This window comes from Photobacterium profundum (genome assembly GCF_003026285.1).
Taxonomy (GTDB): domain Bacteria; phylum Pseudomonadota; class Gammaproteobacteria; order Enterobacterales; family Vibrionaceae; genus Photobacterium; species Photobacterium profundum.
In genome coordinates this window covers 33663-51935 of sequence record NZ_PYOD01000025.1, presented here as the reverse complement: position 1 = coordinate 51935, position 18273 = coordinate 33663, and the positions used below count along the sequence as shown (strand labels likewise).

Genomic DNA, 18273 nt, shown 5'->3' with positions numbered 1-18273 from the left:
AAGAAATGAAGCATAAATTGACTGTGTCATCTTGCGATGATTAAGGTCACTCAGTTCATTGATAAATCTTTCGACTTAAAATTTCACGAGTGCCCACACAGATTGCATGGTCAAATTGTTAAAGAACGTTGACTTTCAATGCCTTGGCGTTGAACGCTTCAGCAAGTCAGGACGCGTATAATACGCTGCAAATTTATTAAGTCAACAAGTATTTTCGAAAGATAATTTCAAACCCTTGTAGACTCTAGCTTGAGTAAAGAAAAGTTAGAGTTTTAACACTTAAACCAACATTACTTGAGCTGGGCGGTAATTTTAGATAAAAACAAAAGCATGTCAAGCATCCTTTATGACGTTTTTATTTACCACCTTAAATATCGACAAGTTATACACAGCTTATAAATAGCTTACTAACCGTGATACATCCTGTTGATGTGGCTGCATTATAGGGAGCTCTGGCATGATAACAATAGTTTTATTGTCTTTTTTGCCTGTTTGCTGATTAATCAAACCAAAAGCATCAAAAGAAACAAAAAAGCAGCTATCAGTGAGCAGGCGAAACTCCACATATAGTGTTAAAAGACACAACCTTTGATTAAAAGGGACTTTAAGCTTAGTTGAATACGATAAAAGTAGCGTCTTAAGATAGAGGCAATAAGACAACTAGCATTCTAGTTGCCTTACTTATTAACAGAAGGTGGTTAAATAATGGAAACTATAAAGGAGGGGTTTAGTAATTTGTCTCTATGGTACTGAAGCTCTTCGCCATCTAATTGTAGAACAGCAGCTCCCGCACTTTCAGCAACACATTGCCCAGCAGCTGTGTCCCACATCATCGTTGGACCTAAACGGGGGTAAGACTGAGCTACCCCTTCAGCAATAAGACAAAATTTTAACGACGATCCTACTTCGACCATATTATGATCGCCCACCTCTTGTAGATAATTAGCCATGTCAGGGCTTGGATGAGACCGACTTCCAACAATGGTCGGTGTAGTTGCTGCTATCGCTCTAATTTCATTGCGTCCAGATGCCGTGTCTAACCACGCTGTCGAACCATCTGCGAGCCAACTTTTATTTAATGCTGGCGCATGAACAACGGAGAGAGTTGGTTTCCCCTCTTCTATTAAAGCAATGTTAACGGTGAATTCACCATTTTGGCGTAAGAACTCTTTAGTGCCATCTAATGGGTCCACCAGCCAAAACACGCTCCAATTCTGCCTTTCAGACCAAGACGTATGTGCTGACTCTTCAGATAAAATGGGAATGTCAGGTGTTAGCATCATTAAACGTTCAACGATAATATCATTCGCTGCTATATCGGCAGCAGTAACCGGACTGTGATCCGCTTTTTCTTCGACATAAACATCAGAGTGATAGTGATTCATGATCGCCTTGCCTGCATCCAAAGCAATTTCATAAATAGACTCAAGTAAAATACTCACTCATAACTCCTTTTAATCGCGAATAATTGCTCGTTTTCGTAATGAATGTAGTGACAACTCAACCAGCTCTGCAACAGTTTTATCGCCAGCGTGTAAATGGATTTCAGGATTAACAGGCGCTTGATACTCGGAATCAATACCGGTGAACTGTTTTATTTCCCCTGCACGTGCTTTTTTATACAGCCCTTTAGGGTCACGCTTCTCGCACACATCTAATGAGGCATCAACAAACACTTCGATAAACTCACCATCTGGTAGTAAGTCTTTTACTAATTGGCGTTCTGCTCTATGTGGTGAGATAAATGCGCTTAATACAATAAGGCCCGCATCTGCCATTAACTTAGCAACTTCCCCAATACGACGAATATTTTCACGACGATCTTCTGACGAAAAACCAAGATCACGACACAATCCATGACGCACATTATCGCCATCCAATAAATAGGTATGATAACCAAGCTCAACTAAGCGATTTTCAAGTGCGCCCGCAACGGTAGATTTACCTGCACCACTTAACCCTGTGAACCATAATACACATGGCTTCTGCTTCTTTTGCTCAGCTCGTGAAGACTTATCTACATTATGTCTATGCCAGACTATGTTTTCATTATCATGGGATTTAACTATCGTGGTCATCATTGACTCCGTTCCATCGTGCGTGTTCATTAAATTCAAAAAGGAAATAAGATAGGGATTAAAGTGAGCACTACTACTGAGTAAACAATCGAAATCGGTAAGCCGATACGTAAATAATCCCGTAATTTATAATTACCGACACTAAAAACTAATAAATTGGTTTGATAACCATAAGGAGAAATGAAACTTGCACTAGCACCAAACAACACAGCCATAATAAAAGGCATAGGGTCTGCGCCATATCCTAATGCTAAGCTATAACTAATCGGAAATGACAAAGCAGCGGCTGCATTGTTTGTTACCAACTCGGTCAATATTAGAGTCAATAGATATACAGCAATCAAAGCACCGTATATTCCCCAACCATTGAATGACACCATCAACATGATTCCCATTCGTTCAGATAAACCACTGGTTATCATTAATTGCGCGAGGGACAATGCCGAGCCTACTATGACAAATATATCAATTGGAAATTGGCGTCTTAACTCAGTGAAAGAAATGATTCCTGTTGCAAGTAAAACCAATATATAAGCAGCCAACCCTTTAATAAGCGGAAAAATACCGGATAATGCAGCAACAATTACCATTAAAAAGCCAATTAGAACGCCTAAGCTTTTTGTTCCATCTAAGCGAGCACTTGAATCTAAACCATTAACCAGAACAAATTCTCGATTAAGCTTCTGCTTTTTATCATGGAATTTTTTACCTGGTACAATCACTAACGTATCGCCAGCATGTAGTTCTATATTGCCTAAGCCACCAGCTAACCTTTCATGTCCCCGCCGTATTGCAACCACAACCGCATCAAAACGATCTCTGAATTCGACATCTTTTAACGTCTTACCCCGTATACCTGCAGAGTGGCTCACAATCACTTCCATCATTGATTGACCATTGAGGTGATGTTGACCAAATAAATGCAATCCGTTGATCTCTTGTAGAGTGGTAACACTTTCTACATCACCACAAAATAATAAAGTATCACCAGCCTGAAGCTTGGTATCAGGACACACTGGTGCAATAGTTTGTCCGTCTCGTAATAACTCAGCTAAAAAAAGGCGGCGTAAAGCTCGGAGTCCGTTTTCTGATACGGTTTTACCCACTAACGGAGAGCCACCTTCGATTCTCGCTTCTAAAAAGTACGGTAATTCGTCATCCGCGCCGTCATCATAGCTAGGAAGGAAATGGCTAAGCGGGATCAGAACAATTAAACCTACAAACAAAACAGCTAGGCCAATCATCGTAGGGGCAAAGAAGCCGAGACTCGGTAAACCCGCATCTTCAACAAAGCTATTTATAATTAAATTAGTTGATGTACCAATTAAGGTGAGTGTTCCACCTAATATCGCAGCATATGACAGTGGAATAAGTAACTTCGACGGAGCGTGGGTTTGATTACGCTTAACCGCACCAATCAACGACACCACTACGGCGGTATTATTGGTAAAAGAAGAAAGAAACGCCGTTGATAAACCCAGTTTTGCGACAACCAGAGAATGTCCACCCTCTGAAATTTGTCGCCCAACCCAGCTTATCAAACGGGTTTTTTCTAAAGCAATAGAAGCAAGTACCAACAAAACTAACGTTAATAATGAAGAATTAGTAAAATTGCCTGCCAACGTTGGCAAATCAATCATTCCCGTTTGAAATCCAATAAAAGCTGAACCTGCAAACAAATATGCAGGTTTAATTTTCGTGGTTATCAAACACGTCACTATCACCATTAGCATGGCCAGAACGACACCCTGCTCCCAGTTCATGCTGCTACCCCAGTAACTTACTAATGTCGTTGGCATTCCAATGAGGGAAGTGCTTACGAACTAATGCATTAAATTCAATTTCAAATGCACTGAAATCACCAGTAGGTAATACGGTTTGATCAATTAATGCTTCACGCACCATACCAGCGCCAACCGTCACATTAGTTAAACGATCGATGATAATGAATCCACCAGTATCGATACTATTTTGGTAAGCATCTACCGCAATGGCTTCATTTAATACCACCTCACATAAACCAATACCGTTTAATGGCAATGCCTCGATAGTAAAAGTCTCAAGGTTATTGATATCAACTTGATGACGAATACCTTGTACTGAACCAACCGTCTTCTTACCTGCGACTTTGATATCGTACTGGCGACCAACCTCTAATGGTGCCTCTGCCATCCAGACAATGTCAGCCAACAAGTTATTACTTAATGGAACATCATCATCAGCGGCAACAATTGTATCGCCACGACTAATATCGATTTCATCTTTAAGTGTTAATGTTATCGCTTGCCCTGCGTATGCTTCAGGTAGATCACCATCAAATGTCACGATACGATCAATCGTCGAGATTTTCCCTGACGGTAATGCTTTAACTTTATCGCCTACCTTCACAAGGCCTGACGCAATCGTACCTGCAAAACCTCGGAAATCTAGGTTGGGACGATTAACATATTGCACAGGAAAACGAAAATTGCTGGAATCTTGCTCCTGAACAAAATCAACATCTTCAAGTAACGTTAGTAATGAGTCACCTTTATACCATGGCGTTTTCTCACTAAGACTCACTACGTTGTCGCCATCTAAGGCTGAAAGTGGTATTAATTTGATATCAATATGTTTATTTAGTTTTTCAGCAAATTCTAAATATTCATCGCGAATGGATGTAAAGCTTTCTTCATCAAACTCCACAAGATCCATCTTATTGACTGCCACGATAAAATGGCGAATCCCTAAAAGGCTTGCGATATACGAGTGACGACGTGTTTGATCTAATACGCCTTTACGAGCATCGATCAAGATAACAGCGACATCACAGGTTGATGCCCCCGTAGCCATGTTTCGTGTGTACTGCTCGTGCCCAGGAGTATCAGCAATGATGAACTTACGCTTTTTCGTCGAGAAATAACGATATGCAACATCAATGGTAATCCCTTGTTCACGTTCTGCTTGCAGCCCATCAACCAATAATGCGAGGTCGGGTTTATCACCCGTGGTCCCTACCTTTTGGCTATCGGTATGAATAGCAGCTAACTGATCTTCATAAATTTGATGAGAATCATGGAGCAAACGCCCAATCAAGCTACTTTTTCCGTCGTCGACGGAACCACACGTCAAGAATCGAAGCAGTGATTTATGATGGTGTTGGTCTAAATAGGCTTCGATACCTATCTCTGCCACTTGTTGTTCAATAATACTGTTCATTCATCTTTCCTTAGAAGTAACCTTGACGCTTTTTCAATTCCATCGAGCCAGACTGATCGTGATCAATCGCTCGACCTTGACGCTCACTTGAGGTCGCCACCAGCATCTCTTCAATAATGCCGGGCAATGTATCGGCTTTCGATTCAATCGCACCCGTTAGCGGATAACATCCTAATGTTCGAAAACGGACACTCTTGTGTTCAATCTTCTCGCCCGGTTGCAATTTCAATCGGTCATCATCAGCCATGATCAACATACCGTCACGCTCAACAACAGGCCGTATATCCGACAAATAAAGCGGGACGATCTCGATATTTTCTAGATAGATGTATTGCCAGATATCCAACTCGGTCCAATTTGATAATGGGAAGACACGAATGCTTTCACCTTTATTAATTTGACCGTTATAGGTTTTCCATAACTCAGGACGTTGATTTTTTGGATCCCAAGTATGGTTTTTGTCACGGAATGAATAGATGCGTTCTTTAGCTCGTGATTTTTCTTCATCACGACGCGCACCACCGAATGCCGCATCAAAACCGTATTTATTCAATGCCTGTTTCAAGCCTTGGGTTTTCATTACATCGGTATGTTTTGAAGAACCGTGCTCAAAAGGGCTAATCCCCATCGCCATACCTTCAGGGTTTTTATGTACTAGAAGCTCAAAACCGTATTTTTCTGCGGTACGATCACGAAACTCGATCATCTCGCGAAATTTCCAGTCGGTATCAACATGTAAAAGAGGAAATGGAATTTTCCCTGGATAAAATGCCTTCCGAGCTAAGTGCAACATGACTGATGAATCTTTCCCGATGGAATACATCATCACAGGGTTATCAAACTCAGCAGCCACTTCACGAAGAATATGAATACTTTCCGCTTCAAGTTGCTTGAGGTGAGTTAATCGTTTTGGATCCATGACTCTCTCCATGTTATGCCAGCTTTACAACAGCAGACTGTTGTAATGACTGCTCCTGTTTTCCGAACCAATGTAACTTTTCTGATAAATTAACCACCTCACCGATAACAATTAGTGATGGTGACTCAGCATTTTTCGCCAGTTGCTCAAGTTCGCTCAACTGACCTTTGATAACTTTCTGATTTTTCTGCGTGCCCCTTACAATAATCGCGATCGGCGTATCACCTGAACGACCATTAATAAGCAGTTGTTGCTGAATATGACCCGATTTCATCAAGCCCATATAAATAACGAGAGTTTGTTTACCGCGCGCTAATGTCGACCAATCCATCTGATCGCTTTCAGCTTTTAAGTGACCAGTAACAAACATTGCGGTTTGGGCATAATCACGGTGAGTTAACGGAATACCGGCATAAGCTGTCGCCCCAGCCGCCGCGGTTATACCTGGCACAACTTGAAAAGGGATATTGGCGTCAAATAACACTTCAAGCTCTTCAGCACCCCGACCAAAGACAAAAGGATCGCCCCCTTTCAAACGCACAACACGTTTTCCTTGCTGGGCATATTTAACGATAAGCTGATTCGTCTCTTCTTGGGGCACACTGTGGAAGCCTGCTTTTTTCCCGACACATACCAACTTGGCATCTCGGCGGACTAAATCCATCACCTCATCAGAAACGAGGTAGTCATATAAAATCACATCGGCTTGTTGCATTAACTGCAATGCACGCAAGGTCAATAATCCTGCATCACCTGGACCAGAACCAATAAGCGCAACTTGACCTTTAGGTGGAATAGATAGAGGTGAAATAGATTGTGTTAGATTAATTAACTCTTGCTTGGCATCTTGCTCTTGGCCAGAAGCCACAAGCTCTGCAAACCGACCATCAAAAGCTTGTTCCCAAAATTGACGACGAGCAGAAAATGAGGTGACTGTTTTCGCTAAGCGAGCACGAAAATTACCCGCTAGAGTCGCCATGCGTCCTAAATGCTGTGGTAATAACGCTTCTAGCTTTTCACGGATTAAACGCGCAAGAACAGGGGCTTTGCCTGATGAGGAAACCGCAACAAGAATAGGAGAGCGATCAATAATAGAAGGAATAATAAAACTACAACGCTGTGTATCATCCACCACGTTGACTAATACTTGGCGCTGATTCGCCGATTGATACACCAGTGCATTAACGGCTTTACGGTCAGTCGCCGCTATCGCAAGAAAAATACCATCAAGGTGTGAAGGTTCAAATTCATCAGCTACATGGCTGACTTGCTGTTGCTCAATGGCTTGTTGAAATGCTTGATTCAACACTGGTGCAATAACACGAACATCCGATCCGGCTTTCAATAGCATGCGAGCTTTACGCCATGCCACATCACCACCGCCCACCACGAGGCAAGGTCTACGCTTCAGATCCGTAAAAATTGGCAAATAATCCATTTCCAGTGCCCTACATTTATTAACTTAACTGCACTATAGCTGTAGGGTGATATTACTTGTAATTCTATAATCTAATCTTTTATTCCAAAAAGTTTGATCAAAAACAAAAAAAGACATCAACGATGAAAATTGAACAATAAAAGCAGAATTTAGCTAAAAAGAGTCCTTATCACAGAACAATTTAGTAATAGAACTAAAATAAACTAGATCCGTTGGACTTAACTTATACCTTTTTTATCTTAGTAAAATGAATGGAAATCGTTTAAATCCCCATCGGTAACAAATTGAATATGCTCTATGCCTCAAAAAAACGAGATACGAAGCACAATAATATGAGAGGCACTAATTACTTCCACGGTATATTTGCTACCTTAAGCATGCTTTCCCATGCCTAACCTTCTGGAGAAATACATGAAATTATCTGCCAAGCCACTGTCATTAGCCATATTGGGTGGTCTACTAATGATGGCTGGTCCTGCTACTGCTGAAACCATTAAGCTGCGTATTTTAGAAACAACAGATATCCATACAAATATAATGGATTATGATTACTATAAAGACGCACCAACAAAAAAAACTGGCCTTGTTCGTACCGCGACATTAGTAAAAGAAGCACAAGCAGAGGCAACTAACAGCGTATTGGTAGATAACGGTGATTTGCTGCAAGGTAGCCCAATGGGTGACTACATGGCAGCAAAAGGGATTAAAGCAGGCGAAGTTCACCCTGTATATAAAGTAATGAATCAGCTTGGTTATGAAGTGGGGAACTTGGGTAACCACGAATTCAACTACGGCTTAGACTTCCTAAAAACATCTATTGAAGGGGCTAACTTCCCTTACATCAACTCGAACGTGATTGACCTAAAAACAGGTAAAAACATGTTCACACCATACATTATTAAACCTTACATGTTTAAAGATACTGATGGTGTAGAGCACGAAATTAAAGTGGGTTATATCGGCTTTGTTCCACCTCAGATCTTAATCTGGGATAAGAAAAACCTAGAAGGCAAAGTTGAAGCGTTAGACATCAAGCAAACTGCTGAAAAATTTGTACCACAAATGAAAGCAGAAGGTGCAGATGTTATTGTGGCGATTCCACACTCAGGTGTATCAACCGACCCGTATAAAGTGATGGCTGAGAATTCTGTTTATTATCTCACAGAAGTAAAAGACATCGATGCTATTGCATTTGGTCACTCACACGGTGTATTCCCAAGTAAAGAATTTGCCAATGTTCCAAATGCTGATATTGAGAAAGGTACCATCAATGGTGTCGCTGCTGTTATGCCGGGTCGTTGGGGTGATCACCTTGGTGTCATGGATTTAACACTTAATAAAGAAGGCGATTCTTGGGCTGTTACTAACGCGCAAACAGAAGCTCGTCCAATTTTTGATAAATTCGAAGGTAAGCCAATCGTTGAAGCCGATGCAGAACTAGTCAAAGCCGTTAGCGAAGATCATGACGCTACACGTACATTTGTAAACCAACCAATTGGTAAAGCAAGTGATGTGATGTATAGCTTCCTAGCGTTAGTACAAGATGATCCAACCGTACAAATCGTCAACTTGGCGCAAAAAGATTACGTTGAGCGCTTTATTCAGGGCGATCCTGATTTAGATGGTACACCAGTACTTTCTGCAGCAGCACCATTCAAGGCCGGCGGTCGAGGTAATGATCCTACAAACTTTACTGAGGTTGAGTCAGGCCAGCTAACATTCCGTAATGCAGCAGATCTTTACCTATACCCTAACACCCTTGTTGCAATGAAAGTAACGGGTAAAGAAGTGAAGGAATGGCTAGAGTGTTCAGCAGGCCAGTTCAATCAAATTGATCTGACTAGCTCCGATCAACAAGGTCTTATTAATTGGGATGGCTTCCGCACTTATAACTTCGATGTAATGGACGGCGTTGAGTACGGAATCGATTTATCGCAACCAGCACGTTATGACGGTGACTGTAAGTTAATCAATGCAGATGCAGAGCGTATTACCGGTTTAACCTTCAATGGCAAGCCCGTTAATCCTAAACAACCGTTTATTATTGCAACTAATAACTACCGTGCTTACAGTGGTAAATTTGCAGGTACAGGCGAAGACTTCGTTGCTTTCGCAGCTCCTGATGAAAACCGTACCGTTGTTGCCGATTACATCAGTCGCGTAAGTAAAGAAGAAGGTCAGGTTGTACCAAGTGCTGATAATAACTGGTACTTCACACCGCTGAAGAGTGATAAAAAGTTAAACATCACTTTTGAAACCTCACCAAGTGAAAAAGCCGCGGCGTTTATCAAAGAAAAAGGTCAATATCCAATGAAAAAAGTGGATACAGACAAAGTGGGCTTTGCGGTTTACCAGTTAGATCTTCAAGCTAAATAAGCACCATTTATCATAAAATGAAGATATAGATATACCGCGGCTTAGGCTGCGGTATTTTTTTGCTATGATGCTTAAAAAGAAAAATGAATCGATATTAATATGAAAGAAGCACTAAACCAGTTTTTACAACAGCTAGGTGCCACCAGCGAGCAAGCGCACTACATATCAGAACAGGCTAAGTTATTAGAACTTCCCACTCGCCATATATTACTCAATCAAGGCGAGTATTCAGAACATTGCTTCTTTTTACTCGATGGGGTTTGTCATGCATGTTATTTAACAGAAGACGGCAATCAATTCAGCAAAGAGTTTTATTGGGATCAGGACGTTTTATTAGGGTTTGAAAGCCTTATAACCCATCAAGCATCGCCTTTTTTATTAGAAACATTGTCTGCCTGCCAGTTGCTTTCTTTACCAATCCAATTATTACAGGAATGGCGAGAGCAAAATAATCCTCTTTACATCAAGCTTATTGAACGCCAGTTAATCTACAAAGAACAGAAAGAGCGTTTTATGTTAATGCATACACCTGAAGAACGCTTCAAACTCTTTAGTGAAAATTTCCCTGCTTTATTAGAGCGTATAACAGATTATCAATTGGCGTCTTACCTTGGCATTAGCCCGATAAGCTTAAGCCGTATAAAAAAGCGTATAAATGAAGAATAATCACAGGATATATTAACAATTGTTAAGGCGGAGCCGCCACGAAACCATTACCTTATAGATATCTATCTCGATTATCTAATAGCCTCATCCAGGAGTAAAACGTATGCAGTGGCAATGCCTTTCTTTCAATCAATTATCAACAGACCAGCTGTACGACCTGATTAAACTGCGGATCGACATTTTCGTTGTTGAACAAAATTGCCCTTTCCATGATCTCGATAACCTCGACCGAAGAGACGGCACTCATCACTTACTTGGTTATAAAAATGATGAATTAGTCGCTTATCTCCGTTTATTACCTGCAGGTACAACTTACGATAATGTCAGCATGGGCCGTGTGGCTACCTCAGATTCCGCGCGAGGTACAGGTATTGGGCATCAGTTATTAATACAAGGTCTTGAGCATGCCGAATTGCTTTGGCCAAAACAAGATATCGATATTGGTGCACAAGAGCACTTACAAGCTTATTACAAGCAGCATGGTTTCAACGTAATTTCAACCATGTACTTAGAAGATGATATTCCACATGTTGATATGCGTTTAACGAAAAGCTAATCCCACGAATTAAGCATCGCTATTTATTCGTGTTCCCATATAAAAAAGGTCACCAATGTGACCTTTTTTATGCAGAGAGACTGACGGTTATAGACTACTTCCCACGCGCAAAACTTCCATCAGAACGACGGAAATACATCGTAGAACCAGCACTACTTTCAATCTGCAGCGCATCGAGTTTACCATCTGGGGTTTGCTTATAACGCAACCATTGCCCTGATTTAATCTGACTTAATGGCTTACCTTCCCCTTCTATTGCGGCAACTGCATATAAATCCGATAACGGCAGTGACTTTTCGCGGAAGATATTCGATAGGGTTTCACCTTTCTGCACTTGGTGTTTTGCCCACTCACTCGAAATAGAACTCTTCGTTGTCTTTACTGACGCAGACGGTGATACAACAGCAGCCTTAGGTTTAACGGTATTTAATGGCTGAATCTTATTTGTAATAGCACGAACTCGTTTTTCAACAGGCTCTTCAAACTGCGCAGCTTCTTCGCTTGTTGTCATTTCTTCACTGGTAATGTTTAACGCAATATCTCGTCGAACAGAGGTATCTTGTACTCCAATGTCATTATTAAGTTGCTCTGTTGTGGGAAGCATAAGCAGCACTAACACACCAGGAACAAGAACCAATAGTACACGACGGTGTAAAACAGGAAATTGCTGCCACCTATTTACTAGTGGCGTCATTTTCTCTAGTAATGAGGTTTTTACTTTACTGAAATTCACTTTATCAAAAGAAAATTCAGGTAGTTTAAATTCACTTTTCTTCACTGAACGGCGTTTGGCCTGTCCCATATACAACACTCCCGAGCTTCTTAAGCCACACAATCACGGAATACTAATTCAAACATTTACCCAGTGGGGTCGAAACTGTTATCCTTCCTGCTTTAATTCACTCTACATTAAGAGATGACAAAAATGTCTGACGTTAAACTAGATACAGTTGAAACTAAAGCAAGCTACGGTATTGGTCTACAAATGGGCCAACAACTAGCACAAAGTGGTCTTGAAGGCCTTAACGTTGCTGCTATTGCTAAAGGTATCGCAACTTCATTAACTGGCGACATGCCAGAAATCGAAGTTGATGAAATCAACAATGCACTTCGTGAGCTTCACACTACTGCTGATGCTGCTCGTCAAGAGCAAGCTAAAGTTGCAGCTGCTGACGGTGAAGCTTTCCTAAAAGATAACGCACTACGCTCAGAAGTAACAGTAACTGAGTCTGGTCTTCAGTTTGAAGTTCTTGTTGAAGGTAACGGCGAAATCCCTACTTCTGACAAGCAAGTACGTGTTCACTACCACGGTGAGCTAACTGACGGTACTGTATTCGATAGCTCAGTAACTCGCGGCCAACCTGCTGAGTTCCCTGTAACTGGCGTAATCGCTGGTTGGGTTGAAGCTCTACAGATGATGCCTGTTGGTTCTAAGTGGAAACTATGTATCCCTCAAGATCTTGCATATGGCGAACGTGGCGCAGGTGCTGCTATTCCTCCATACGCAGCGCTAGTATTCGAAGTTGAATTACTAGACATCCTGTAAGTTCCCCTCGGTAACTTCCAGTAGATTACAAAGAAGACGAGACAGTGTTCACATTGTTTTGTCTTCTTATTCCCTCGCTCTACTTTGCCCTTCTAGTAAATCACATTTAAGCTATATTAATTATAACTTTCACACTTTCTCCACTAGGATTATGAGGAACCTATCAGGAGAATGACATGGATAACATTCAAAAAATAACCCGCCGTATTTTCAGTTTTACAACACTTTTCGTTCTACTGGTTTCCAGCCAAGTCAGTATGGCATTTAGTCTCTCTGACATTTTTGGTGGCGGCGATGAAGAACAAGCATCAGTTGCAACGAACCCTCTTACAGAGTTGCTCGCAGGACAGCTTGGCGTTTCACCAGAACAAGCAGCCGGCGGTGCAGGTGCACTTCTCTCTATGGCTAGCAGCCAACTTTCAGGCGATCAAGCCACTGAACTGGCCAATATGATCCCCGGCAGTGATGCTCTAACCAGTGCTATTCCTGCAGGGTTAGGCAGCCTACTTGGTAACACCGAGGGGTTAAATCAAGTTTTCTCTGCACTTGGTATGGATGCTAGCATGGTCAGCCAATTTATACCTGTTGTTCTACAATTCGTGGGTGATCAAGGTGCAAGTGCTGGGCTGGTTGAATCCTTAGGTAAAGTGTGGAGTCCTACAAGTTAATCATATCCAAAAAAAATCACGTCAAAATCATACAAGTAAAATATTGTATCTTGTCATGAACACGTAAAATAATGACATAAAAAAAGCCTTATCTACTAATAGGTAAGGCTTTTTTACAGTAAGCAAATATTACACATTAACGATTAAATACCAGATCCATCCGATTCCGCATCTTCTTCATGTAAACCACACTCTCGCTTTAAACCAAAGAAACGGGTTTCTTCTTCCGTCATTCCAGGCTCCCACTTTTTAGTCGTATGTGTATCCCCCATAGAAAGGTAGCCTTCATCACGAAGAGGATGATAAGGAAGGTCATATTGATTCAAGTATTGCTCGATATCATGATCCGTCCAATCGATAAGAGGCAAGAATTTAAATACACCGTTTTGAATCGCCAACACCGGCAATGATGCACGAGAACTTGATTGTTCACGACGTAATCCTGAAAACCATGCGCTTACATTCAATTCATCTAATGCGCGTCGCATAGGTTCGACTTTATTCAAGCGGTTATATTGTTTAATACCGTCAACCCCTTGCTCCCACAACCTACCGTATCGTGCCTCTTGCCATGCAGAGCTTACTTCTGAACGGTACACATAAAGGTTTAACGATAAACGGCGAGTCAGCAGATCAATGAATTGATAGGTTTCAGGAAACAAATACCCCGTGTCCGTTAAAATAACTGGGACTTTAGGGGATTCATTCGTGACCAAATGCAACATCACAGCAGATTGAATACCAAAACTAGACGCAAGGGCAAATTCACTACCAAGATTCGCCAGTGCCCAACGTACTCTTTCCTGTGCAGAAAGCGCTTCAAGTTCAGCATTAATCTCAGCCAATTGAAGGATCTGTTCTATCTTCGTTTTTTCCAGTAAATCTGCTAATGCATAGTTAGGCATAAAAATCTCTCTTAGATACTAGAACGGGTTCAATAATGCCTGCACGAACAGTAAAATCGCCAAAGTCTTCGCCGTCTTCACGTTCATTAGCCCAGCGACCAACAAGCAGATCAATTTCATCCATGATTTGTGGCACTGTTATGTTTTCACGGTACATTTTAGGAACACGAGTACCGTTACGATTTCCGCCAAGGTGCACGTTATAACGACCTGGAGCTTTACCTACTAAACCGATCTCAGCCAACATGGCACGACCACAGCCATTCGGACAGCCCGTTACACGCAAGATGATATTGTCGTCTTCTGCAAGGCCATGCTTGGCTAACACACCTTCGACATCCGTAACAAAGTCAGGTAAAAAACGCTCGGCTTCTGCCATCGCTAATGGACACGTAGGGAAAGCCACACACGCCATCGAATTTTTACGCTGCTCACTGACACCATCATCGATCAAGCCATGATCGCGAGCGATCTGCTCGATCTTATTCTTATCTGCCGCAGGTACACCTGCCACAATTAAGTTTTGATTCGCCGTCATGCGGAAATCACCTTTATGAATTTTGGCAATTTCAGCGACACCTGTTTTCAGCGGTTTTCCTGGAGTATCTAACAAGCGACCATTTTCGATAAATAACGCTAAATGGTGCTTACCGTCGATGCCTTCAACCCAACCAATACGATCGCCACGGTCAGTAAATTCATAAGGACGAGTCGCTTCAAAGGCAATGCCAGCGCGCTTTTCAACTTCCGCCTTAAAAACATCAACCCCAACACGATCTAAGGTGTATTTAGTTTTCGCATTTTTACGGTTAGAACGGTTACCCCAATCACGCTGCGTCGTAACTACCGCAGCAGCTATATCAAGCGTGTTAGCCAAAGGGATAAAACCAAAGTCATCGGCACGACGTGGGTACGTCGTTTTATCACCATGAGTCATGGCTAAACCACCACCGACCAACACATTAAAGCCGACGAGCTTGCCATTATCAGCAATCGCAATGAAGTTAAGGTCATTGGCATGCACATCAACATCATTCTGTGGCGGGATCACCACCGTCGTCTTAAATTTACGAGGTAGATAATTGCTGCCTAAAATAGGCTCTTCATCTCCCCCTTCGACCTTTTCACCATCGAGCCAAATTTCAGCATACGCACGGGTTTTAGGCAGTAAGTGTTCACTGATCTTTTTTGCCCACTCATACGCTTCTTGATGTAATTCAGATTCAATCGGGTTAGTGGTACAAAGTACGTTACGGTTCACGTCTCCAGCAGTCGCAATTGAATCAATGCCTATGCTGTTCAGTGTTTGATGCATCAACTTAATATTGGGTTTCAACACACCATGAAACTGAAATGTTTGACGAGTTGTTAAACGAATACTGCCGTATAAACTGCTTTCTTCAGCAAACTTATCGATTGCTAGCCACTGTGTTGGAGTAATGATGCCACCGGGCATACGCGCACGCAGCATCACATTGTGCAAAGGCTCTAACTTTTGCTTTGCACGCTCAGCACGAATATCACGATCATCTTGTTGATACATGCCATGAAAGCGAATTAACTGGAAGTTATCAGCCGTAAAGCCACCAGTAATACGGTCTTGAAGATCATCAGCAATGGTGCCACGTAAGAAATTACTTTCACGTTTTAGACGTTCGTTATCTGATAGTTTTTGTTCAGTCATTAGTACACATCCTTTTGATAACGCTTGCTCTTACGTAGCTCATTTAAATATTGTTCAGCCTGTTCACGGCTTTGCTTCCCTTGCTGTTCAATCACAGTCAGTAACGCGTCGTGGACATCTTTCGCCATATGGTTCATATCACCACAAACATAAACATGTGCACCGTCTTGTAACCATTGCCATACCTGCTCGGCATGCTCTAACACACGGTGTTGTACGTATATTTTCTCTGCTTGGTCACGACTGAATGCCACATCAAGTTGCTGTACCACGCCTGATTTCAGGTACTTTTGCCATTCGACTTGATACAAGAAATCATCGGTAAATGTACGGTCGCCAAAGAATAACCAATTCTTACCTTCAGCTTCTCGGTTATCCCGCTCTTGTACAAATGCACGGAAGGGGGCGATACCGGTACCAGGACCAATCATAATGACCGGAGTATTATCATCTGCAGGCAGTTTAAAATTATTGTTTTCTTCAACAAAAACTTTCACCGCTGCGCCTTCTTCCAGACGATGAGATAAGAAGCTAGAAGCGCCACCTTGACGGCTTTCTTCACCTTTTTCGAATTCAACAACGCCAACAGTTAAGTGAACTTCTTCACCCACCTCTTCCTGACTAGAAGAAATAGAATATAAACGAGGCGTTAAACGACGAAATAAATTAGTAAGTTGATCAGCACTTAATTGGGTTTTCTTTTCAGCTAACACATCAATGATTTGAGTATTACCCGAGTATTCACGAAGCTTATTTTTATCTGCCACCAGCTTTTCTAACTTTTTACTCTCAGAAAGCGCAGCAAATTTCGTCACCAGCTGTGGGTTCGCGGAAGTAATTTCATATTGGCTAACTAAAGCCGTTACAAGTTGAATGCTTTCACCATCAACCTCAACCAGCTCTTCACCTGTCAGCCCCACTTTGGCAGCAATGGCTAACGCTAATTCAGGATTATTTTCATACCATACGCCTAGCGCATCACCAGCTTGATAAGTTAAGCCTGAACCTTCTAAATCAATTTCTATATGGCGAACATCTTTACCAGAATTACGACCAGTGATCTTCTGACTAGTCAGCAGTGTCGCTTCATATGGATTCTGCTTGGAGTATTGCGACACAGCCTGTTGAGATTGAGTAACAGGCAGCTGCACAACGTCAGCATCACTCGCTGATAATGTCTCTTTAGCTTTGGCTAATGCCTTTACTCGCCATTCCGCTGCAGGTGCATCATAGTCAACATCACAATCTAAGCGATCTAACATAGGCTGAGCGCCAAGCTTGCTTAAGTAACTATCAAAGTCTTTCGCCGTTTGGCAGAAGAATTCATAACTTGAGTCACCCAAGCCAATAACGGCATATTGTAGGTTAGGCAGTTTAGGGGCTTTCTTCGACTGTAAGAATTCATGTAAGTCGATCGCATCATCAGGTGCTTCGCCTTCACCATGGGTAGAAGCAATAACAATGACATGGGTTTCTTTCGCGAAGTTTTTACCTTTGTAATCACCTGCTGAGACTAACTCAACCGCAATACCCGCCACAGTCGCCTCTTCCTTTAGCGCAACGGCAACCCCTTTAGCATTACCTGTTTGTGACGCATAGATAATGGTTAATTTACCAGCGGGCTGTACAACGTCAACAACGCTGGGCTGTGATACAGATTGAAGGTGAGTTGAAGCCTGAGTTTGACTTAGCCCCCAGAAGTAACCACTGATCCATGCAAGCTGCTGAGGTGATGATTCAGCAGCGGCTTGTTGTAGCTGATCTATTTGTTGATCATTGAGTGGGCTGGCTACAGCCGATAATTCCTTAAGTAACATGACACGACGTTCCCTATACATTGCGTTATGTTAGATTAGCTACAGAATGAAATAACAAGAAAGAATAGATGAGAATGTTTTATAACTTTTAGTTAGGGCTAGGGCCGTAAAGTTTCAGCTCAATTGACCATTAAGCTTGTAGTTTGGCGGGATGAACAAAAGAATACGTTAGAAGGCGTCGGCAATTCTCACTTGATGAAAACCCACTTCAAACGCACTTTCTGTTGCTGAGTCGACATCTTGATAACATTTTTCGCTACCAGTATGGTCAGTTAAAGGGACTAATCCTCCACGACGGTGACGAAACTCCACAATCCATCCGTTAGTTTGGATTGATGGCTCAACAACAGCTTCCACTAAGTCGCTGGTTAAATATAAGCGTTGTAATTCATCTATAGTCATAATCCTGTTTCCTGATGAAT

Annotated in this window: 16 protein-coding genes; 5 read left to right on the top strand and 11 right to left on the bottom strand. The window is 41.9% G+C overall.

The window, feature by feature from the left end; translation table 11 throughout:
• Positions 1-698: 698 nt before the first annotated feature.
• Genes cysQ through cysG form a run of 6 tightly spaced genes read right to left on the bottom strand, consistent with a single transcriptional unit; the run spans position 699 to position 7633 of the window.
• Positions 699-1442, bottom strand: a complete 744-nt coding sequence (gene cysQ, locus C9J48_RS26485; protein ID WP_006233768.1) for a 3'(2'),5'-bisphosphate nucleotidase CysQ — start codon at positions 1440-1442, stop codon at positions 699-701.
• 12 nt (positions 1443-1454) lie between these two features.
• Positions 1455-2078, bottom strand: coding sequence for an adenylyl-sulfate kinase (gene cysC / locus C9J48_RS26480; protein ID WP_036804452.1), 624 nt, complete (start codon positions 2076-2078; stop codon positions 1455-1457).
• A gap of 35 nt (positions 2079-2113) precedes the next feature.
• Positions 2114-3841, bottom strand: coding sequence for an SLC13 family permease (locus C9J48_RS26475; protein WP_006233770.1), 1728 nt, complete (start codon positions 3839-3841; stop codon positions 2114-2116).
• Between the two features lie 4 nt (positions 3842-3845).
• Positions 3846-5276: a sulfate adenylyltransferase subunit CysN gene (gene cysN / locus C9J48_RS26470; RefSeq protein ID WP_006233771.1), complete on the bottom strand. Its 1431-nt coding sequence runs from the start codon at positions 5274-5276 to the stop codon at positions 3846-3848.
• A gap of 10 nt (positions 5277-5286) precedes the next feature.
• Positions 5287-6195, bottom strand: coding sequence for a sulfate adenylyltransferase subunit CysD (gene cysD / locus C9J48_RS26465; RefSeq protein ID WP_006233772.1), 909 nt, complete (start codon positions 6193-6195; stop codon positions 5287-5289).
• A gap of 13 nt (positions 6196-6208) precedes the next feature.
• The gene (cysG, locus tag C9J48_RS26460; RefSeq protein WP_006233773.1) at positions 6209-7633 is read right to left on the bottom strand and encodes a siroheme synthase CysG; all 1425 of its coding nucleotides are present in this window, start codon (positions 7631-7633) and stop codon (positions 6209-6211) included.
• A 411-nt stretch (positions 7634-8044) separates the two neighbouring features.
• Between cysG and C9J48_RS26455 the strand changes: the two genes are divergently transcribed.
• The 3 genes from C9J48_RS26455 (at position 8045) to C9J48_RS26445 (ending at position 11231) form a co-directional block, all read left to right on the top strand.
• Positions 8045-10009 carry a bifunctional 2',3'-cyclic-nucleotide 2'-phosphodiesterase/3'-nucleotidase gene (locus tag C9J48_RS26455; protein WP_006233774.1) on the top strand — a complete coding sequence of 655 codons (1965 nt, stop codon included), beginning with the start codon at positions 8045-8047 and terminating at the stop codon, positions 10007-10009.
• Between the two features lie 99 nt (positions 10010-10108).
• Positions 10109-10675 (top strand): Crp/Fnr family transcriptional regulator, encoded by a 567-nt coding sequence (locus C9J48_RS26450; RefSeq protein ID WP_006233775.1) that lies wholly within the window; start codon positions 10109-10111, stop codon positions 10673-10675.
• A 103-nt stretch (positions 10676-10778) separates the two neighbouring features.
• Positions 10779-11231, top strand: coding sequence for a GNAT family N-acetyltransferase (locus C9J48_RS26445; protein ID WP_006233776.1), 453 nt, complete (start codon positions 10779-10781; stop codon positions 11229-11231).
• A 94-nt stretch (positions 11232-11325) separates the two neighbouring features.
• Here the strand turns inward: C9J48_RS26445 and C9J48_RS26440 are convergent, their stop codons facing one another.
• Positions 11326-12033: a LysM-like peptidoglycan-binding domain-containing protein gene (locus tag C9J48_RS26440; RefSeq protein ID WP_006233777.1), complete on the bottom strand. Its 708-nt coding sequence runs from the start codon at positions 12031-12033 to the stop codon at positions 11326-11328.
• Between the two features lie 123 nt (positions 12034-12156).
• Here C9J48_RS26440 and bamJ point away from each other — a divergent pair, with 123 nt between their 5' ends.
• Together bamJ and C9J48_RS26430 are read left to right on the top strand one after the other, a co-directional pair.
• Complete coding sequence (bamJ, locus tag C9J48_RS26435) at positions 12157-12777, top strand: BamJ family beta-barrel-assembly machinery protein (RefSeq protein WP_006233778.1); 621 nt, start codon at positions 12157-12159, stop codon at positions 12775-12777.
• Positions 12778-12953: 176 nt separating this feature from the next.
• Positions 12954-13445 carry a DUF2780 domain-containing protein gene (locus C9J48_RS26430; protein WP_006233779.1) on the top strand — a complete coding sequence of 164 codons (492 nt, stop codon included), beginning with the start codon at positions 12954-12956 and terminating at the stop codon, positions 13443-13445.
• A 143-nt stretch (positions 13446-13588) separates the two neighbouring features.
• On the opposite strand, the gene C9J48_RS26425 is transcribed toward C9J48_RS26430, so the two are convergent.
• The 4 genes from C9J48_RS26425 to C9J48_RS26410 all read right to left on the bottom strand — a co-directional run bounded on the left by C9J48_RS26425 (position 13589) and on the right by C9J48_RS26410 (position 18253).
• Entirely contained in the window at positions 13589-14350 is a 762-nt protein-coding gene (locus tag C9J48_RS26425) for a phosphoadenylyl-sulfate reductase (RefSeq protein WP_006233780.1), read from the bottom strand.
• Positions 14343-16034, bottom strand: a complete 1692-nt coding sequence (gene cysI / locus C9J48_RS26420) for an assimilatory sulfite reductase (NADPH) hemoprotein subunit (protein ID WP_006233781.1) — start codon at positions 16032-16034, stop codon at positions 14343-14345. The genes C9J48_RS26425 and cysI overlap by 8 nt, the downstream gene beginning before the upstream one ends.
• Entirely contained in the window at positions 16034-17851 is a 1818-nt protein-coding gene (locus C9J48_RS26415; protein WP_006233782.1) for an assimilatory sulfite reductase (NADPH) flavoprotein subunit, read from the bottom strand. Before C9J48_RS26415 ends, cysI begins: the two co-directional genes overlap by 1 nt.
• Before the next feature lie 168 nt (positions 17852-18019).
• Positions 18020-18253: a hypothetical protein gene (locus C9J48_RS26410; protein WP_006233784.1), complete on the bottom strand. Its 234-nt coding sequence runs from the start codon at positions 18251-18253 to the stop codon at positions 18020-18022.
• Positions 18254-18273 lie beyond the last annotated feature (20 nt).